This window comes from Bradyrhizobium xenonodulans (genome assembly GCF_027594865.1).
GTDB lineage: Bacteria > Pseudomonadota > Alphaproteobacteria > Rhizobiales > Xanthobacteraceae > Bradyrhizobium > Bradyrhizobium xenonodulans.
Window position 1 is genome coordinate 1,384,949 of the sequence record NZ_CP089391.1, and the last position, 17,463, is coordinate 1,402,411.

Genomic DNA, 17,463 nt, shown 5'->3' on the forward strand with positions numbered 1-17,463 from the left:
ACGCTTCATGCGTAGCGACCCTCCCCCTCCAGGGGAGGGTAAGGAAGAGCGCTACGCCTCGTCCTCCTTCTTCCGCAGCAGATCCGTCGCGAGGTCCGACAGCTTCGGCGCCGGCAGCGCCGCGAACGGCAGCGGCCGTGTCACGTCGATTGCCGCCAACCCCAGCCGCGCCGTCAAAAGACCATTCAGCACGCCTTCGCCGAGCCGTTGCGACAGCTTCGCCGCGATCCCATGCCCCAGCATCTGCTGCACCAGGCTGTCGCTGGCGGCCATGCCGCCGGTGATGGCGAGATGGGCAATGACGTGGCGGAGCAGGCGGATCATGCCGAGCGCGCCGGGGCGGCCGCCGTAGAGGTAGGCGAGCTGCCGGATCAAGCGGAGCGCTGCGACGAACACGAACATCACGTCGATCGCGGCACGCGGGCTCACCGCCGTCACGATCGAGACTTTTTGCGCGGCCGATGACACCAGCCGCCGCGCCTCGGCATCGAGCGGCGACATCAATTCGCGCTCGGCGAGCCGGATCATGTCGGCGCCGTCGATGATCTCGCCGGTGTGGCTCTCCAGCGTGGCGCGGGCGCGCGCGAGCTGCGGATTCTGATGCGCGATCTTGAGGAGATCCTGCACGATGATGCGGCTCTCCTTGCGGTCGTCGCTGGCAAGAACGGCAGCCGCGCGCTGATGCAGCTTCTCGATGGTTGCGAGGCGCGCCAGCCCGAACGCCTCGCGTCCGATCACCACCGCGAGCGCCAGCGCGGTGACGGATGCGAATGCGAGCCCAACGAAGCCGAACGTCTCGCTGCGTGCGAACAGGTCCTCGATCAGATGCACCACGCCGAGCCCGGTGCCGAGCAGCGTCAGCCCGGCGAGGCCGGACCAGAACAGCGTGCCCCAGGGAAAACCGCGCCGTGCCGGCAGCGCGGGATCGATAGGCACCGGCAGCGCCTGAGGATCGTGCTCCGGCGTGATCTGGATGGTGGTGCGGCCGAGCCGCGCCGCCTCGTCGGCTTCGGTCACGACGACGCCGGGGTCGTCGAGCCGGAACGTCGCCGGCCGCCGCGGCTGGGATCGGTCGTTCATGACAGCTTGTCTCCGATCAGGAACTGCAAGGCACGGTCGAGGCGGATGTGTGGCAGGGTCGGCTCGTCGGAGCCCTCGCGTTCGAGCTTTGGCGGGCGGAAGCGCAGGAAGCGAAAGTCGCTCCTTTCGGCGGCAAGCGTGGAGAGTCCGCGGAATGCATCGGTGCCGTTGAACAACGGCTCGGGATCGAGCGGCAAGTCGCCCGGAAAAGTCGCGACCTCCGTATTGCCGTCAAAGAATTCGCCGCCGGCGCTTTCGCCCGCGGCCGGCGTTCCCAGGATCGACGGCAGTTTGTCGCGGCCATGCGCGACCTGGGCCTCGCGGGTGGCGCGCACAGCGGCGAGCGCGACGACATCGATCTCCGCGCCGGTCGTTTCTGCGCGCGCCACCGCGCGGGAGACCGCGCGGCGCAGCACGGCCTCGAGCCGGTCGTGGCTGGAATGATGCAGATGGTCCGCCTTGGTCGCCGCGAACAGGATGCGGTCGATGCGCGGCCGGAACAGGCTGGAGAGGATCGTGCTGCGGCCAATATTGAAGCAGTCGAGAATACCGGCGAGCGCGGCTTCGAGATCGTGCAGCGCTTCGGGCCCGGAGTTGAACGCGGCGAGCGCATCGGCAAGCACGATCTGGCGATCGAGCCGGGCAAAATGATCGCGGAAGAACGGCCGCACCACGACGTCCTTGTAGGCCTCATAGCGGCGCACCATCATTGCCCACAGCGATCCATCGGGCGCTTGCCCGCCGGCGGGCAGGTCGAGCGGCGCAAAGGTCAGCGCCGGGGTATCGGCGAGATTGCCGGGCATCAGGAAGCGGCCGGGCGGCAGCAGGCTCATCGCAAACCGCTCGTCGCGGCAAGCTTGCAAATAACCCCTGAACAGCTTCGCGGCTGTCAGCGTCGCCTGCTCGTCCTCGCGCGCGTCGGGCTTGAGCGTGGCGAGATGCGCGTGCCAGTCCGCGGCCAGATGCGCGCGCGGCGCCTCGCGCGACAGCGCGAGGCTCTCGGCGGACCATTGCTCAAAGCTCTTTTGCAGCAGCGGCAGGTCGAGCAGCCACTCGCCGGGATAGTCGACGATATCGAGAGTGAGGGTGCGGTCGGCGCCGTTTGGGCGCTGATAGTCGATGACGAGGCGCAACTCGCTGATGTCGACGGTCGAGCTTGGCCAGCGCCGCTCCCCGATCAGCGCGCGCAGATGGTTCTCGTAGGCAAAGCGCGGCACGGCATCATCGGGCTGCGGCGCCAGATGCGCCCGCGCGATCCGGCCTGAGGCATAGGCCTCGAACACCGGAAACCGGCCGCCGCGGGTGAGGCCGTGGATCAGCGCGGTGATGAACACCGTCTTGCCGGCCCGGGACAGGCCGGTGACCCCTAACCGCACGGTCGGGTTGAAGAAATGTTCGCCATAATCGATCAGCGCCCGGGCCGACAGGCGCGCCTCCTCGACCATATCCTGAAAACTGAATGCCATATGAACGGGGATCTCGGGCGGGCGAATACGCAAAAAGGACTAGTCACAAAAGTGGCAACTGCCTGAGGAAAATCAAGCTTTCATACTTCCACCGCCTTTGTCGGCAAATCAGCCGTTTGAACGACGCGCCGATCTCGAAACACCCATAGAAGAGTGCTTTGCCTCATCTTGCGGATTGCCAATGACCGTCTTCCAACTGAAACAATTTGCGTCCTCTTCCGTCCATGCTGCGGCCGACGTGATCGGCTGGAACTACGATCGCGCCGAGCTGATCGCCGACGGAATCATCCACGCGATCGGCGTGCTCTCCGGCATCATTGCCGCGACCGTGCTGGTGGTGCTGACCGCGATCTATGCCGATGCCACCAACATCGTCGGGGTCTCGATCTATGTCGCCGGCCTGCTCTCGATGCTGGTGCTGTCGGCGACCTATAATCTCTGGCCGATCTCGCCGGCCAAATGGCTGCTGCGACGGTTCGACCATTCCGCGATCTATCTGCTGATCGCGGCGACCTACACGCCGTTCATTCTCGAGGTGAAGGACAGCGTGTTCGCGCTGGTGTTGCTCGCCGGCGTCTGGTGCGTGGCGATCCTGGGCATCGTGCTGAAACTTCTCTACCCCGGCCGTTTCGACCGCGTCGCGGTCGGCATCTACCTCGCGATGGGCTGGAGTGGCGTGATGCTCTACGACGCCGTGGTCAGGGCGTTGCCAGCGCTGGTGCTCGGCTTCATCCTTGCGGGCGGCCTGCTCTACAGCTTCGGCGTGATCTTTCACGCCTGGCGGCGGCTGCGCTTCCAGAATGCGATCTGGCACGGCTTTGTCTTGGCCGGCGCGGCGTGCCATTATACCGCGGTGCTCGACCTCGTGTTGAGCTGAGCAAGCCGCGGAGCGGAATAAGCGACGCGGAAGACAAGAGGAGACGTCGCATGCAGGTGACCGGCAAGGTCGTGGTCGTCACGGGCGGCGCCAACGGCATCGGCAAGGCGCTGTGCGAGGCCTTTCACAAGGCGGGCGCTGCCAAGGTCGTCGTCGCCGACATGGACGCCGCCAATGCGAGGGCAGTCGCCGCCATGGTCGATGGCGCAGCCTTCAAATGCGACGTCGCGCAGGAGAAAGATATTTCGCACGTCATCGAGGAGACCGAGCGGCAGTTCGGCCCGATCGCATTGTTCTGCTCCAATGCCGGCATCGGCGGCGGCTTCGATCCGATGTCGGTCAATGCCGGCGGCGCCTCGGACGAGCCGTGGCAGCGCAGCTGGGCGATCCACGTCATGGCGCATGTCTATGCGGCGCGGCATCTGATCCCGCGCATGAAGGCGCGCGGCGGCGGCTATTTCCTCAACACCATCTCGGCCGCGGGCCTGCTGTCGCAGGTCGGCAGCCCGGCTTATTCGACGACGAAGCACGCTGCGGTCGGCTTTGCCGAAAACCTCGCGATCTCGCACAAGGCCGACAATATCAAGGTCTCGATCCTCTGCCCGCAGGGCGTCGACACCAACATGCTGCGCTCGATCCCCAAGGGCCCGCAATCCGGCGACGGCGATCTCACACCCGAGCAGGTGGCGCAAGACGTGCTCGCCGGCCTCGACCAGGAGACGTTCCTGATCCTGCCGCACCCCCAGGTGCTCGGCTACATGCGCAAGAAGACCGAGAATTACGACCGCTGGATCGGCGGCATGGCCAAGATCCAGGCCAGGATGCGGGACGAGTTCGGGAAGTAGCCGGCGCTGTTGCCGCAGTGACGCTGTCATGCCCCGCGGAAGCGGGGCATCCAGTACGCCGCGGCCTATCGATTGAATCACGACCTTCTCGGAGTACTGGATCGCCCGGTCAAGCCGCACGATAACACCGAGGGTGTGGTTAAGCCGCCGACTCCGCCTCATCCCCCATCCGGCTCTGCCTGAGCGCCCGCGCATAGATCATCATCCCCTCGCGCACCGTGCGCTGCTCCGCGACCGTCAGCGCCGCCAGCGCGCCGCTCACCTGTTGCCGGCCGAACGCATGCAGCGCCTCCAGCGTGCGACGTCCCTTTGCCGTCAGCGACAGCCTCTTGCTGCGGGCGTCAACCTCGTCCGGCGTCTCCCTGAGCTCGCCGCAATCGATCAGCTTGCGCACCAGGCGGCTGACGCTGGATTTTTCCAGCCGCAGGAAATCGCCGAGCTCGCCCGACGTTATGGGGCCGCGGATGCCGATCTCCAGGATGGTGTGCACGGCCGAGGGCGGATAGTCCGACGCCGCCACCGTCGCATCCATGAAGCCGAGCTCCCGCACCATCAACCGCGAGGCGGCGCGGATGTCGTCGATCAGCGAAAGCTCGGCCATCTTGACTCCCGGCATATAGTTGTATCATACAACTATATGCGCGCAGCGGCGCGTGCAAGCGGTTTGGAGTGAGCCATGAGCGGAACTTTGCCTTCTGGCCAGCGGATGAGGGGCAAGGTCTGCCTCGTCACGGGCGGCGGCAGCGGCATTGGCCGCGCCACGGCCTTGCGGATGGCGTCCGAAGGCGCGGAGGCGATCATCGTTGCGGGTCGTCGTGAAGCGGAGATCGAAGCGACAGCCTCAGCGTGTCGCGAGCTCGGTGCCGAGGCCATTCCGATCAAGACCGACATCACACGGGAGGACGAGGTGTCGCGCCTGGTCCGCACGGCCGTCGATCGCTGCGGCCGGCTCGACGTCGCCTTCAACAATGCGGGCTTCCAGGAGCGCCGCGCGCCGCTGGAAGAGCAGGGCATGGACATCTACGACAGCGTGTTCGACACCAATGTCCGCGCGCTGTTCCTGTGCCTGCGCCACCAATTGCCGGCGATGCTGGCGAAAGGTGGCGGCAGCATCGTCGTCAACGCCTCCGTCAGCGGCGTGCGCAATCCCAATCCCGGCTTCTCGCTCTATTCGGCCTCGAAGGCTGCTGCGATCTCGCTGACGCGCTCGGCCGCGATGGAGAACGCGCCGCGCGGCATCCGCATCAACGCGATCGCGCCGGGCCGCGTCGTCACCGACATGATGCTGCGCGCAGGCGTCGGCGATGTCGCAACCGTCAGCGCCGGCCTGCCGTTGCGGCGGATGGGGAGCCCGGAGGAGGTGGCGGAAGCGGTGGTATGGTTGTCGTCCGACGCGTCATCCTATGTCGTCGGGCATGTTCTCGCAGCCGATGGGGGATTTCTGGCGTCGTGATTCTGCGGCTGTCCGGCAAAACTCAGTGTCGTCCCCGCGAACGCGGGGACCCATAGCCACAGGGAGCAGTTTGGCGAAGACCGGTAGTTGTTTTGTCTCGCGGTACTAACACCGCGCTTTATCTAGAGATCACGCGGTATGGGTCCCTGCGTTCGCAGGGACGACAATCAATGCTTCTGCCCGTAAAGTACCGGCACCGCCGAATCCACGACCACCTCGATGAGGCTGGTGCCCTCGTACGCCATGCCGCGCTTCAGCGCCTCGCGGAGCTCCGCGGCCTTCGTCACCCGCACCGCATGGCAGCCCATGCCTTCGGCGAGCCGCACGAAATCGATTCCCGGCAGCTCCAGCCCCGGTACGTTCCGCACCTGCATCACCTGGCTGAACGAGCGCATCGCGCCGTAGCCGGAATTATTGAGGACGACGATCGTCAGCGGCAGCTTGCGTTGCGCGGCGGTCCACAGCGCCTGGAGCGAGTACATCGCCGAGCCGTCGCCGATCAGGCACACGGTGCGCTGCTTCGGCTTGCCCAGCGCCATGCCGACCGCGGCGGGCAGGGAATAGCCGAGGCCGCCGCTCGACATGGTGTAGAAACTGTCCTGGCCGCGCATCGGCATGAACTTTTGCATCGCCGGCCGGTGCGAGGGGACCTCCTCGACGAGCGAGGTGCCCTCGGGCATCGCCTGCGACAGCGAGTGCAGCAGGAATTCCACCGGCAGCGGATCGGCGGCCTGCGGCGCCGGCGGCAGCGTACGGCCTTTTGGCGCCGCGCGTTTGCTCTCGGGCAGGAGGTCGAGCAGCAGGCTCAGTGCCGGCTTCATCGTCGCGATGATGCTGGTGCCGACAGGCGTCACCGCGGCGGCATCCGGATCATCCGTGATCTGGAAGATCGCCGCGCCGCCGTCGAAGATCGCGGCATGGCCCTCGACATGGAAGGTGAACACGGGCGCGCCGATCACGACGACGAGGTCATGCTCGCGTAGCGCATCGGAGAGTTGCGCTGGCGAGGCATGCAGGAAGCCTGCAAATTGCGGATGCCGCTCGGGAAACGAGCAGCGCGCCGAGAACGGGCTGACCCAGACGCTGGCCTTCGCCCTCTCGGCGACCTGCACCATCAGCCCGACCGCGCCGGCGCGGTCGACGACGGGACCGACGACGAGGGCTGGATTCTTGGCCGAGCCGAGGGCTGCAACCAGCGCTTTCATCGGCTCCTGCTCGGGACCGATCTCGCGGCTGACCTTGCGCGCCTCGACCGGCGCGCAGGCATGGGCCCAATCGTCGATCGGGATCGACACGAAGGTCGGCCCGCACGGCGGCTGCATCGCGGTGTAATAGGCCCGCGCGATCGCGGCCGGCACGTCCTCGGGTCGCGCCGGCTCGACGCTGTACTTCACATAAGGCCGCGGAAACTCCGACGCACGCTCGGCGTAGAGGAACGCCTGCAAGGGAAGGATCGAACGCGCCTGCTGGCCGGCGGTGATCACCAGCGGCGTCTGGTTGCGGTGGGCGGTGTAGATGTTGCCGAGCGCGTTGCCGACGCCGGCCGCCGAATGCAGATTGACGAAGCCGGCATTGCGCGTCGCTTGCGCGTAACCATCGGCCATGCCGACGGCGCTCGCTTCCTGCAGCGCCAGCACGTAGTCGATGTCGTCCGGCCAGTCGCTGAGGAACGGCAGCTCGGTCGAGCCGGGATTGCCGAACACCCTGTCGATGCCTAGGGAGCGCAGCAGGTCGAGCGTTGCCTGCTTCACGGTGACGGACTTGCTGCCGGTCTTGCCGTTCTTGGCCATTGGTTTCCGTCCCCTGTTGTTGATCGACGCTAGCAGCCTCACCCCGTCATTGCGAGGAGCCCTTGCGACGAAGCAATCCAGACTATCACCGCGGAGGGATTCTGGATTGCTTCGCTGCGCTCGCAATGACGAGGAGGAGACAGCGGCGGTCTACCACACCGCCGTGCCCTTCATCGTCGGCTGTCCCTCCGCATTCGCGGTCCACAGCTCCATGCCATCAGCGGTCTCGTTGGCGTTGATGGAGAACTCGGTGCCCTCGAACAGCGGCTGCACGCCGCGATAGGTAAACTTCTTCGGCGCCTTGCCGCCGCGCAGCTTCGCCGCCAGCTCGATGATGAGCGCCGCCTGCAGCGGCCCATGGAAGATCAGGCCCGGATAGCCCTCGACCTTGGTGACGTAGTCGCGGTCGTAATGAATGCGGTGGCCGTTGAAGGTCAGCGCGGAATAACGAAACAGCAGCACGGGATCGGAGACATGGCTCTCACGGTGCTGCGCCTTCGGCGGCGGAGGCAGGGCCTTGGTGCCAGCCGGCGCGCCGGTCGTCATCTCGCGATAGACGATGTCCTGCCGCTCGCGGATGGCGATGCCGCGCGGCGAGGAGATGCTGTGCTCGACCGAGACGAAGCACAGCGTGCCGGTCGATCCCGTCTTCACCTGCACGTCGGCGATCCGCGAGGTCCGCGTCGATTCATCGCCAACCTGCAACGGCTGCAAAAACTCGATCTCGCCGCCGGCCCACATCCGGCGCGGCAGCGGCACCGGCGGCAGGAAGCCGCCGCGGGTCGGATGACCGTCGGGCCCGAGCATCGACATTGGAAATACCGGCTGCGCCAGGCACCAGTGCACCGTGAACGGCGCGGCGTCACCATTCTTGGGTTCGCCGACGTCCTGGAACAGCGTCGCGCGCAGACCCATGACGAGCTGCGCGGTGACGGTGTCGGTGGCCTCCGTGCTGCGGCCGATCCATTGCCGCAAATGATCGATGTCGAGCTTCTCGGTCATGACGCCTTGCTCTTGTTACTTCTGGGGCTTTTCGCCGATCGCGGGCACAGCGCCGTAAGCGCGGGTCTCGCCGACGATGATCGGCGCCGGCGCGGGATAGCTGACGCGGCCGTTGGGCGTGTCCACCTCGATCCGTCTGAGATGCGGGTGGTTGGTGAGGTCGGCCATGGTGTTGACCTCGGCGAAGGCGATGTCGGCGTCCGACAGCCGCTTGAGCAACTCGTCGCGCGTCATCTTGCCGAAGGCCTCCGCGACCGTTGTGTCGGTGAAATCGCGGTTGCGCACGCGCTCGACCATGTTGGCGACGCGGGGATCGGCGGGCAGGTCCGGCTGGTCCAGCACCTTGACGCACAGCGTCTTCCATTCGCGCTCGCTCTGGATCGAGATCAGGATGTCCTTGCCGTCCTTCGAGGTGAACACGCCATAGGGTGCGATCGAGGGATGGCGCAGCCCCATGCGCTTGGGCGGATTGCCGGCTTCGGAGTTGAGCAGCGGCACGGTGCACCAGTCCGCCATCACGTCGAACATGGAGATGCGGATATCCGCGCCCTTGCCGGTGCGGCCGCGCCCGATCAGCGCTTCCAGGATCGCCGCATGCGCAGTGGCGCCGGTCGCGACATCGACAATCGACATGCCGACGCGCGAGGCGCCATCAGGATTGCCGGTGATCGAGGCGAGGCCGCTCTCGGCCTGGATCAGGAGGTCGTAGGCCTTGCGGTGCGCGTAGGGGCCCTCGTCGCCATAACCGGTGATCGTGCAGGAGATCAGCTTCGGATAGTCCTTCAGCAGCCGCTCGCGTGAGAAGCCGAGCTTGTCCATCGAGCCCGGCTTGAGGTTCTGGATCAGCACGTCGGCGCTCGCGATCAGCTTTTCCAGCTCGGCGCAGCCTTCCTTCGTCGCGAGATCGACCACGGCGGATTGCTTGCCGCGGTTGAGCCACACAAAATAGCTGCTCTGGCCCTTGGCCGCCGCGTCATAGCCGCGGGCGAAATCGCCTTCGGGCCGCTCGATCTTGATCACCTCCGCGCCGGCATCCGCCAGCCGCGACGAGCAGAACGGCGCGGCGACCGCCTGCTCGACCGCAATCACCCTGATCCCGTCCAATGCTCCCATGATCCGGCCTCAGTACGAGCGGGGCATGCCGAGCACATGCTCGGCGACAAAGGACAGCACGAGGTTGGTCGAGATCGGCGCTACCTGATAGAGCCGTGTCTCGCGGAATTTGCGCTCGACGTCGTATTCTTCGGCAAAGCCGAAGCCGCCATGGGTCTGGATGCAGGCATTCGCCGCTTCCCAGGACGCATCCGCCGCCAGCATCTTGGCCATGTTGGCCTCCGCGCCGCAGTCGAGCCCGGCCTCGTATTTGCGCGTCGCTTCCTTCACCATCAACTCGGCCGCGCGCATCGAGGCGTAGGCCTTGGCGATCGGGAACTGAATGCCCTGGTTCTGGCCGATCGGCCGGCCAAACACGCTGCGCTCCTTCGCATAGTTCGTCGCCTTCGCGATGAACCACTTCGCGTCGCCGACGCACTCGGCCGCGATCAAAATGCGCTCGGCATTCATGCCGGAGAGGATGTAGCGAAAGCCCTTACCTTCCTCGCCGATCAGATTCTCCGCCGGCACCTTCATGTCGGTAAAAAACACTTCGGTGGTGGCGTGGTTCATCATGGTGCGGATCGGGCGGATCTCGAGGCCGTTGTTCTTGGCTTCGCGCATGTCGACGATGAAGACCGACAGACCGTCGGTGCGCTTCTTGGCCTGCTCCTTCGGCGTGGTGCGCGCAAGCAGCACCATCAGGTCGGAATGCTCGGCGCGGCTGGTCCAGATCTTCTGACCGTTGACGATGTAGCTGTCGTTGCCGTCCTCGCGCGCAAAAGTCTTCAGCGAAGAAGTGTCGGTGCCGCTGGTCGGCTCGGTGACGCCGAAGGCCTGAAGCCGCAATTCGCCGCTGGCGATCTTCGGCAGATACTTCGCCTTCTGCTCGGCATTGCCGTGCCGCAGCACCGTGCCCATCGTGTACATCTGGGCGTGGCAGCCGCCGCCGTTGCAGCCTGCGCGCTGGATCTCCTCGAGGATCGCCGCCGCGGCGGACAGCTTCAGGCCCGCGCCGCCATATTCCTCGGGGATCAGCACCGAGAGATAGCCGGCCTGCGTCAGTGCATCGACGAAGGTCTTGGGATAGGCCATCTCGCGATCGAGCTTGCGCCAGTATTCGCCGGGAAACTGCGCGCAGAGTTTTGCGACGGCTTCGCGGATGTCGGCGTAGTCTTCGGTGTGGTGGTCTTCACTCATGGCGTTTCCTGTTCGGTGCAGCAGTCAAGATAACGCCGGCCGATCCTCTGGCGTTGTGAAAACAATGCCAGCCCCCTATGCTCATTTGCTATAGCGTATGAAGTAGCCTTCGAGGATTGGCAAGCATGGATTTCCGGCAGCTCAGGACCTTCAGTTGCGTGGCCGAGCTCGGCAGTCTGAGCAAGGCCTCCGACACGTTGCGCGTGGCGCAGCCGGCGCTCTCCAGGCAGATCAAGCTGCTGGAACACGAGCTGCGCACCGAGTTGTTCACTCGCAACGGCCGCGGCATGGTGCTGACCGAGGCCGGGCGCCTCCTGCTGGCGCGCACCTCCGGCATCGTGCGGCAGATCGACCAGATCCGCGACGACATCCAGTCGGCCAAGGGGCCGCCGTCCGGGCAGGTCGTGCTTGGTCTCGTTCCAACCGTGAGCTGCGTGCTGTCGGCGCGCTTCGCGCGGCGCTGCGTCGAAAAATTCCCCGGCATCTCGCTGCGCATCGTCGAGAGCTACAGCGGCCATCTGGTCGAATGGCTGCATCGCGGCGAGATGGACCTTGCCATCCTCTATGGCCGCTCCGCCGATCTGCATCTCAACGTCGAGAGCCTCGGCCGCGACAATATCGTCGCGGTCGGCCCGCGCGACTGCGGCCTTGCGCGCAGGAAGAGCGTCGAGATCGGCTGGCTGCTGCGGCAGCGGCTGGTGCTGCCCAGTCATTCGCACGGTCTCCGCGCGCTGATCGAGCACGCCGCCGCCCAGCGCAAGATCAAGCTCAACGTCCAGCTGGAAGCGGATTCGTTCCGTGTGCTGACGAGTCTGGTCGAGGAGGGCCTCGGCTTTGCGCTGCTGCCGCCCTCGTCGGTCCACGGCGAGGTCGCGGACGGGCGGCTGGAAACCACGGCCGTCTCGAAGCCGATGACGCGCGAGCTCATTTTCGCTTCTCCGATCGACCGCCCGGTCTCGACGGCCTCGCTCGCCGTCACCGCGCTCCTGCGCGAGGAGGTCGCCGCCTGCCGCAAGGAAGGCGTGTGGGACATCAAGTTGAGTTAGATGCCGTGTCGTAGAACAGTCAGGCGCCGACTTGCCTTCGCATCTGGCGCGAGCTGTCATGCCGAAATTTTATAGCTGGGGTGTCCCGGCGTTCGCCACCCTCGGCGTCATCGCCCGAAGGCGGGCGATCCAGTATTCCAGAGGCCGTGCGGTTAGAAGCGAGAGGCCGCGGCGTCCTGGATGCCCCGCCTTCGCGGGGCATGACAGCGGTGGTCGGAGGGGCGGCCTGCCTCCAGGTACTCCGTAGCGTGAGGCCTACCCCGGTATCCGCACCGGCAGCGACTCATACCCCTTGATGAAGCTCGAATAGATCCGCTTGGGCTCGCCGACGACCTCGATGCGGTCGAACCGCTTCAGCATCTCCTCCCAGACGATCTTGAGCTGCAGCTCGGCGAGGCGCATGCCGACACAGCGGTGGATGCCGAAGCCGAAGGAGAGGTGGGTGCGCGGGCGGGGACGGTCAATGATGAACTCGTTCGGCTTCTCGAACATCTCCTCGTCGCGGTTGCCGGAGACGTACCACATCACGACGCGGTCGCCCTTCTTGATCTGCTTGCCGCCGATCTCGGTATCCTGGAGCGCGGTGCGCCGCATATGCGCCAGCGGCGTCTGCCAGCGGATCACTTCCGGCACCATCGAGTCGATCAGTTCCGGATTTGCACGCAGCCTGTCGTACTGGTCGGGGTTTTCGTTCAGTGCCAGCACCGAGCCGGTCATGGTGTTGCGCGTGGTGTCGTTGCCGCCGACGATGAGCAGGATGATGTTGCCCATGAGGTTGTCGGGGTCCATGAAGCGCGTGGCGTCGTTATGGGCCATCAGCGACAACAGGTCGTTGCGCGGCGCGGAGTTGACGCGCTCGTTCCACAGCTTCGACATGTAGGCGTAGCACTCGTCCATCTCGCGGCGGCGCTCTTCGGCGGAGGCGACGATGCCGCTCTTGGGCAGTGCGGTCGAAACGTCGGACCAGCGCGTCAGCTTGCGCCGCTCCTCCCAGGGGAAATCGAACAGGGTCGCCAGCATCTGCGTCGTCAGCTCGATCGAGACGCGCTCGACGAAGTTGAAGGTCTCGTTGCGCGGCAGATTGTCGAGCACGGTCTGCGAGCGCTGGCGGATCAGCTTGGCGAGCTCGTCCAGATGGGTCGGCGTGAACATCGGCGACACCGTCTTGCGCTGCGACGAATGACGCGGTTGGTCCATCGCGATGAAGCTCGGCCAGTCGTAGCCTTGCGGGACGTCGCGGATCGAGATGCCGCCGAGCGTCGAGTCCGACGAGAAGATGCCGTGATTGGTGTCGACATGCATGATGTCGTTGTACTTCACCACTGACCAATACGGCTCGATCGGCGCGTTGGTGCAGTAGTGCACCGGCTCTTCCTTGCGCAGCCGCTCGAACCACGGCCACAGCGTGTCGTCCTGGAACAGCCTGGGCGCGCCGGGGTGGAATTGCGAGAGCGGCGTCGCATAAGCCTCCTCGCGGGCCCTGCGCATGCGTTCGGCCTTGTCCACCTTAACCGGCGCTTGGATGTTCATGGTCGTGGCTCCAGTTGGTTTTCTAACCTCTCCCGCTTGCGGGAGAGGTCGGCGCGTAGCGCCGGGTGAGGGCTCTGTCCTCTTGGGGGTCCTCGCCCGTGGAGATACCCTCTCCCCGACCCTCCCCCGCAAGCGGGGGGAGGGAGCGCAGCTTCCGTGTGGATGTCGTTCGAACTCATCGTACTGCAAACTCACGCCGCAATCTTGACCGGCAAGGTTTCGAGACCCTTCACGAAACTCGAATAGACCCGCTTGGGTTCGCCGACCACATCAATATGGTCGAAACGCTTGAGAATCTCTTCCCAAATAATCTTGAGCTGGAGTTCGGCAAGCCGCAAGCCGACGCAGCGGTGGATGCCGAAACCGAAGGAGAGATGCTTGCGCGGTCGGGCGCGGTCGATGATGAAATCGTAGGGCTTTTCGATCGCCTCCTCGTCACGGTTGCCCGAGACGTACCACATCACGACCTTGTCACCTTTCTTGATCTGCCTGCCGCGGAACTCGAAGTCGGCGAGTGCAGTGCGGCGCATATGCGCCAGCGGCGTCTGCCAGCGGATCACCTCCGGCACGAAGCTATCGAGCAGCGCGGGGTTCTCGCGCAGCTTGCGATACTGCTCCGGATGCTGGCTCAGCGCGAGAAGCGAGCCCGACATGGTGTTGCGGGTGGTGTCGTTGCCGCCGACGATCAAAAGGACGAGATTGCCGAGGAAGTTCTTCGCGTCCATGTCGCGGGTGGCAGTGCCATGCGCCATCATCGAGAGCAGGTCGCTCTTCGGCGGCTGCGCGATGCGCTCCTTCCACAGCCGCGCGAAATAGCCGGCGCATTCCGTCAGCTCGGCCTGCCGATCGTCCTCGGTGGCGACGAGGCCGTCGGGGCCGGGAATGGTGGTGGCGATATCAGACCAGCGCGTCAGTTTGCGGCGGTCCTCCCAGGGGAAATCGAACAGCACCGCCAGCATCTGCGTGGTGAGCTCGATCGAGACCTGATCGACCCAGTCGAACACCTCGCCGCGCGGCAGATTGTCGAGGCACTCGGCCGAGCGCTTGCGGATGTTGAGGGCAAGATTGTCCAGATGTGTCGGCGTGAACATCGGCGCCACGGTCTTGCGCTGCGCCGCATGCCGCGGCGGATCCATCGAGATGAAACTCTCGCGGCGGAGGTCCGGATCGATGTCGCGAATGGTGATGCCGCCGAGCGAGGAGGCCGAGGAGAACACCGAATGGTTGGTCTCGATCTCCATGATGTCGTTGTAGCGCGTCACCGACCAGTACGGGCCGAACATCGAGTCCTTGCAATAGTGCACGGGATCTTCGCGGCGCAGGCGGTCGAAATAGGGCCAGAACGTATCGGTCCTGAACAGTTCAGGATCGCCCGGATCGAACTGCTCCAGCGGCAGTGATGTGGCGCGTGCGCGCAGCACGTCGAGCTGTGCCGCGCTCTCCATGGTCCCATGCATGACCGCTCTCCCTGTTGAACCGCGCGTTCTCGTTGAATTCTGCGCTGCGGTATTTGGGTTGCAATTACAGCCGGTTGTCTGCGCCGGAGCAAGGGAGAGTTTTGCCACATCCAGCCGTTGCGGGAGGGTCACGCGGATGTGTCAACGTGATCTCCCGCACGCCTTTGCCGGCGAAAGCGTGCGAAAAACGGGCTGGAATCGAGGTAAATCGAACCCGCTCATCTTGGGGATCGACCAATCTCTGAATTATAGTTTGACCGTAACAGGATCGCACTCCGAGGTTGCCGCCGTGAATGACATGCAATGGGCCCCGACCGGGTCCGAACCCGTCCCGCCGCCGCTGCCGCCGACGCGGGTCGATTTCACCGGCAACCGTCCAGAGTTCCGCAGAATGGTCACCAAGGGTGCCATGCTGGAGCTCGTCACCTTCGGCTTCTACCGGTTCTGGCTGGTCACCGATATCCGCCGACATCTGTGGACCAACACCGCGATCGACGGCGATGCCGCCGAATATACCGGCCGCGGCAAGGAGCTGCTGATCGGGTTCCTGTTCGCGCTCGCGATCCTGGTGCCGATCTATCTCGCTTATTTCCTCATCGGCATCGAGTTCGAGCGCTGGCAGGGCTTTGCCTCGACGCCGCTGTTCATCGCCTTCTACGCCTTCGGCCAGTTCGCGATCTTTCGCGCGCGGCGCTACCGGTTGACGCGCACGGTCTGGCGCGGTGTCCGGTTCTGGATGGACGGCTCGGGCTGGGCCTATTCGTTCCGCGCCATGCTGTGGGGCCTCCTGGTGTTCCTGACCCTCGGCCTGGCGTTGCCTTGGCGCGAGGCTTCGCTGGAACGCTACAAGATGCGGCACACCCATTACGGCGACCTCTCCGGCGATTTCGAAGCCGACGGCTGGGCCTTCTTCAAGCGCGCCTGGTGGCTGTGGCTGTTCAGCCCGATCGCGCTCCTCATCTTCCCGCTCGCCCCGTTCTTCTATGCCGAATTCAAGGCGCGCGAATGGCGCTGGTGGCTCGACGGCATCCGCATCGGCGGCGTCAGCCTGTCCTCGGAATTGCCGCACGACGCTTTCTACGGCCTGTACTGGAAAGTGATCGGCTGGTGGATGCTGCTGTCGACTGTCTTCGCCGCCTATATGGGCGGTGCCGCCTTGCTCGCCGTCCAGCTGAGTGGCGTTCCGGCCGATGCGCTATTCGGCGCCGGGAATGCCGGCAAGAGCATTCCGATGCTGGTCATGATGGTCATCGGCTATTTCGCCGTGGCGCTCGCGGTCAATATCGTCATGAGGGTCTATCTTCAGCGCGATCTCTGGGCCAAGGTGCTGGACACCGTCAAGGTGCACAACATCGGAGCCGCAGCGGATGTGCGCGGCAGCGGCGAGCTGGCCAGTGCGCTGGGCGAAGGTTTTGCCGATGGGCTCGATGTCGCGGGATTCTGAGTTGTGAGTGAGTTGTCCACCGAGGCGTCTGCGCAGTCCGCCAAGCCGACGATCTTCTTCGACGGCGTGTCGAGCCGCAGGCGGCAGGTGACGCTGACGTGTGGTGACGCGCTCGAGATCGTCGAGGAGGATGGCGCGCCGGTGCGCTGGGCTTACGCCGACATTCGCCGTGCCGACGGTCCGCCCGGAATCCTGCGTCTTGCCTGCTCAGCCGCGCCGCCTCTGGCCCGGCTCGAAATCCGCGACGCCGCGCTGGCCGCTGACTTGACCGCGCGCTGCATGCGTCTGGACGAGCACCAGACCTCGCGCCGCGGTGTCGCCAAAATCGTCGGCTGGTCGGTGGCTGCGGCCGTCTCCATCGTCTGTGTCGTGCTGTTCGGCGTGCCGCTTGCCGCGGATCGACTTGCGCCACTGGTGCCGAAGCCGATCGAGCGGCGCATCGGCGATGCGTCGGAGGTCCAGGTGAAGACCATCTTCGGCCGCAGCGCGTGCGAAGATCCCGCGGGCAAGGCCGCGTTCACGAAGCTCGTCAACCGCCTGCGCGACGCCGCGGGCCTCGACGACGATTCCATGACGGCGGGCGTGCTGCCGACCCCGGTGCCGAACGCCTTCGCGCTGCCCGGCGGCAAGGTCTATGTGCTGAGGGGCCTGCTCGACAAAGCCGAAAACCCCGACGAGATCGCCGGCATCCTCGCCCACGAGCTCGGCCATCTCAAGCATCACGACAACATGCGCGGGCTGATCTACAACGGCGGCACCTCGTTCCTGATCGGCCTGTTGTTCGGCGACGTCACCGGCTCGAGTGCGATGATCTTCGCCTCGCGCAGCGTGGTCGAAGCGTCCTATTCGCGCGAGGCCGAGACCGCTGCGGATACGTTCGCGATCGAGATCATGCACAAGCTCGGCCGCTCGCCCAAGCCCGCGGCCGAGCTGATGTTCCGCATCACCGGCAAGGAAGGCGGCGGGCTCACCTCGATCCTGGCAAGCCATCCGCTCACCGAAGACCGCCTCGAGCGCATGACGAAGGAAGACCGCCCCGCCAGCGGCCCGCCGCTGCTGACGGACAAGGAGTGGCAGTCGCTGAAGCTGATCTGCGGCAGCGGGAAGATCTAAAGCGGGCTGAGTATTGGTTGTACTGGTGCGAGCCCAGAACTCGAAACACCTCTCCCGTAGGGAGAGGT

Annotated in this window: 15 protein-coding genes; 6 read left to right on the forward strand and 9 right to left on the reverse strand. The window is 65.3% G+C overall.

The window, feature by feature from the left end:
- Positions 1 to 51: 51 nt before the first annotated feature.
- A complete protein-coding gene (locus I3J27_RS06570; RefSeq protein WP_270166704.1) occupies positions 52 to 1,080 on the reverse strand; it encodes a YcjF family protein in 1,029 nt (342 codons plus the stop codon).
- Positions 1,077 to 2,546: a YcjX family GTP-binding protein gene (locus tag I3J27_RS06575; protein ID WP_270166706.1), complete on the reverse strand. Its 1,470-nt coding sequence runs from the start codon at positions 2,544 to 2,546 to the stop codon at positions 1,077 to 1,079. The genes I3J27_RS06570 and I3J27_RS06575 overlap by 4 nt, the downstream gene beginning before the upstream one ends.
- 181 nt (positions 2,547 to 2,727) lie before the next feature.
- Here I3J27_RS06575 and trhA point away from each other — a divergent pair, with 181 nt between their 5' ends.
- Positions 2,728 to 3,423: a PAQR family membrane homeostasis protein TrhA gene (trhA, locus tag I3J27_RS06580; protein WP_270166708.1), complete on the forward strand. Its 696-nt coding sequence runs from the start codon at positions 2,728 to 2,730 to the stop codon at positions 3,421 to 3,423.
- Between the two features lie 50 nt (positions 3,424 to 3,473).
- On the forward strand, positions 3,474 to 4,268 hold the full coding sequence (locus tag I3J27_RS06585; protein WP_270166710.1) for an SDR family oxidoreductase: 795 nt from the start codon (positions 3,474 to 3,476) through the stop codon (positions 4,266 to 4,268).
- A gap of 139 nt (positions 4,269 to 4,407) precedes the next feature.
- Here the strand turns inward: I3J27_RS06585 and I3J27_RS06590 are convergent, their stop codons facing one another.
- Complete coding sequence (locus I3J27_RS06590) at positions 4,408 to 4,869, reverse strand: MarR family winged helix-turn-helix transcriptional regulator (protein ID WP_270166712.1); 462 nt, start codon at positions 4,867 to 4,869, stop codon at positions 4,408 to 4,410.
- Positions 4,870 to 4,944: 75 nt separating this feature from the next.
- Between I3J27_RS06590 and I3J27_RS06595 the strand changes: the two genes are divergently transcribed.
- A complete protein-coding gene (locus I3J27_RS06595) occupies positions 4,945 to 5,721 on the forward strand; it encodes an SDR family NAD(P)-dependent oxidoreductase (protein ID WP_270166714.1) in 777 nt (258 codons plus the stop codon).
- 167 nt (positions 5,722 to 5,888) lie between these two features.
- On the opposite strand, the gene mdlC is transcribed toward I3J27_RS06595, so the two are convergent.
- The 4 genes from mdlC to I3J27_RS06615 all read right to left on the reverse strand — a co-directional run bounded on the left by mdlC (position 5,889) and on the right by I3J27_RS06615 (position 10,805).
- Positions 5,889 to 7,511, reverse strand: a complete 1,623-nt coding sequence (gene mdlC, locus I3J27_RS06600; protein ID WP_270166717.1) for a benzoylformate decarboxylase — start codon at positions 7,509 to 7,511, stop codon at positions 5,889 to 5,891.
- 150 nt (positions 7,512 to 7,661) lie between these two features.
- Entirely contained in the window at positions 7,662 to 8,513 is an 852-nt protein-coding gene (locus tag I3J27_RS06605) for an HTD2 family dehydratase (protein ID WP_270166719.1), read from the reverse strand.
- A 15-nt stretch (positions 8,514 to 8,528) separates the two neighbouring features.
- Positions 8,529 to 9,626 (reverse strand): CaiB/BaiF CoA transferase family protein, encoded by a 1,098-nt coding sequence (locus tag I3J27_RS06610; RefSeq protein ID WP_270166721.1) that lies wholly within the window; start codon positions 9,624 to 9,626, stop codon positions 8,529 to 8,531.
- A 9-nt stretch (positions 9,627 to 9,635) separates the two neighbouring features.
- Positions 9,636 to 10,805 (reverse strand): acyl-CoA dehydrogenase family protein, encoded by a 1,170-nt coding sequence (locus tag I3J27_RS06615; RefSeq protein WP_270166723.1) that lies wholly within the window; start codon positions 10,803 to 10,805, stop codon positions 9,636 to 9,638.
- A 125-nt stretch (positions 10,806 to 10,930) separates the two neighbouring features.
- Here I3J27_RS06615 and I3J27_RS06620 point away from each other — a divergent pair, with 125 nt between their 5' ends.
- Positions 10,931 to 11,851 (forward strand): LysR substrate-binding domain-containing protein, encoded by a 921-nt coding sequence (locus I3J27_RS06620; RefSeq protein ID WP_270166724.1) that lies wholly within the window; start codon positions 10,931 to 10,933, stop codon positions 11,849 to 11,851.
- A 255-nt stretch (positions 11,852 to 12,106) separates the two neighbouring features.
- Here I3J27_RS06620 and I3J27_RS06625 read toward each other — a convergent pair whose 3' ends face one another.
- Together I3J27_RS06625 and I3J27_RS06630 are read right to left on the reverse strand one after the other, a co-directional pair.
- On the reverse strand, positions 12,107 to 13,381 hold the full coding sequence (locus I3J27_RS06625) for a cytochrome P450 (RefSeq protein ID WP_270166727.1): 1,275 nt from the start codon (positions 13,379 to 13,381) through the stop codon (positions 12,107 to 12,109).
- A 191-nt stretch (positions 13,382 to 13,572) separates the two neighbouring features.
- The gene (locus tag I3J27_RS06630; protein ID WP_270166730.1) at positions 13,573 to 14,838 is read right to left on the reverse strand and encodes a cytochrome P450; all 1,266 of its coding nucleotides are present in this window, start codon (positions 14,836 to 14,838) and stop codon (positions 13,573 to 13,575) included.
- Between the two features lie 298 nt (positions 14,839 to 15,136).
- On the opposite strand from I3J27_RS06630, the gene I3J27_RS06635 reads away from it, so the two are divergent.
- A complete protein-coding gene (locus I3J27_RS06635; protein WP_270172596.1) occupies positions 15,137 to 16,282 on the forward strand; it encodes a YjgN family protein in 1,146 nt (381 codons plus the stop codon).
- Positions 16,283 to 16,285: 3 nt separating this feature from the next.
- Complete coding sequence (locus tag I3J27_RS06640; protein WP_270166732.1) at positions 16,286 to 17,395, forward strand: M48 family metallopeptidase; 1,110 nt, start codon at positions 16,286 to 16,288, stop codon at positions 17,393 to 17,395.
- The last annotated feature ends 68 nt before the right edge of the window (positions 17,396 to 17,463 follow it).

Bases quoted from the DNA above. Each gene is read 5' to 3' on its own strand.
- I3J27_RS06575 (WP_270166706.1), bottom strand. From the start codon at position 2,546: ATGGCATTCAGTTTTCAGGATATGGTCGAGGAGGCGCGCCTGTCGGCC.
- I3J27_RS06605 (WP_270166719.1), bottom strand. From the start codon at position 8,513: ATGACCGAGAAGCTCGACATCGATCATTTGCGGCAATGGATCGGCCGC.
- I3J27_RS06595 (WP_270166714.1), top strand. From the start codon at position 4,945: ATGAGCGGAACTTTGCCTTCTGGCCAGCGGATGAGGGGCAAGGTCTGC.
- I3J27_RS06630 (WP_270166730.1), bottom strand. From the start codon at position 14,838: ATGCATGGGACCATGGAGAGCGCGGCACAGCTCGACGTGCTGCGCGCA.
- I3J27_RS06585 (WP_270166710.1), top strand. From the start codon at position 3,474: ATGCAGGTGACCGGCAAGGTCGTGGTCGTCACGGGCGGCGCCAACGGC.
- I3J27_RS06635 (WP_270172596.1), top strand. From the start codon at position 15,137: ATGCAATGGGCCCCGACCGGGTCCGAACCCGTCCCGCCGCCGCTGCCG.
- I3J27_RS06625 (WP_270166727.1), bottom strand. From the start codon at position 13,381: ATGAACATCCAAGCGCCGGTTAAGGTGGACAAGGCCGAACGCATGCGC.
- I3J27_RS06590 (WP_270166712.1), bottom strand. From the start codon at position 4,869: ATGGCCGAGCTTTCGCTGATCGACGACATCCGCGCCGCCTCGCGGTTG.
- mdlC (WP_270166717.1), bottom strand. From the start codon at position 7,511: ATGGCCAAGAACGGCAAGACCGGCAGCAAGTCCGTCACCGTGAAGCAG.
- I3J27_RS06615 (WP_270166723.1), bottom strand. From the start codon at position 10,805: ATGAGTGAAGACCACCACACCGAAGACTACGCCGACATCCGCGAAGCC.
- I3J27_RS06570 (WP_270166704.1), bottom strand. From the start codon at position 1,080: ATGAACGACCGATCCCAGCCGCGGCGGCCGGCGACGTTCCGGCTCGAC.
- I3J27_RS06610 (WP_270166721.1), bottom strand. From the start codon at position 9,626: ATGGGAGCATTGGACGGGATCAGGGTGATTGCGGTCGAGCAGGCGGTC.
- I3J27_RS06620 (WP_270166724.1), top strand. From the start codon at position 10,931: ATGGATTTCCGGCAGCTCAGGACCTTCAGTTGCGTGGCCGAGCTCGGC.
- trhA (WP_270166708.1), top strand. From the start codon at position 2,728: ATGACCGTCTTCCAACTGAAACAATTTGCGTCCTCTTCCGTCCATGCT.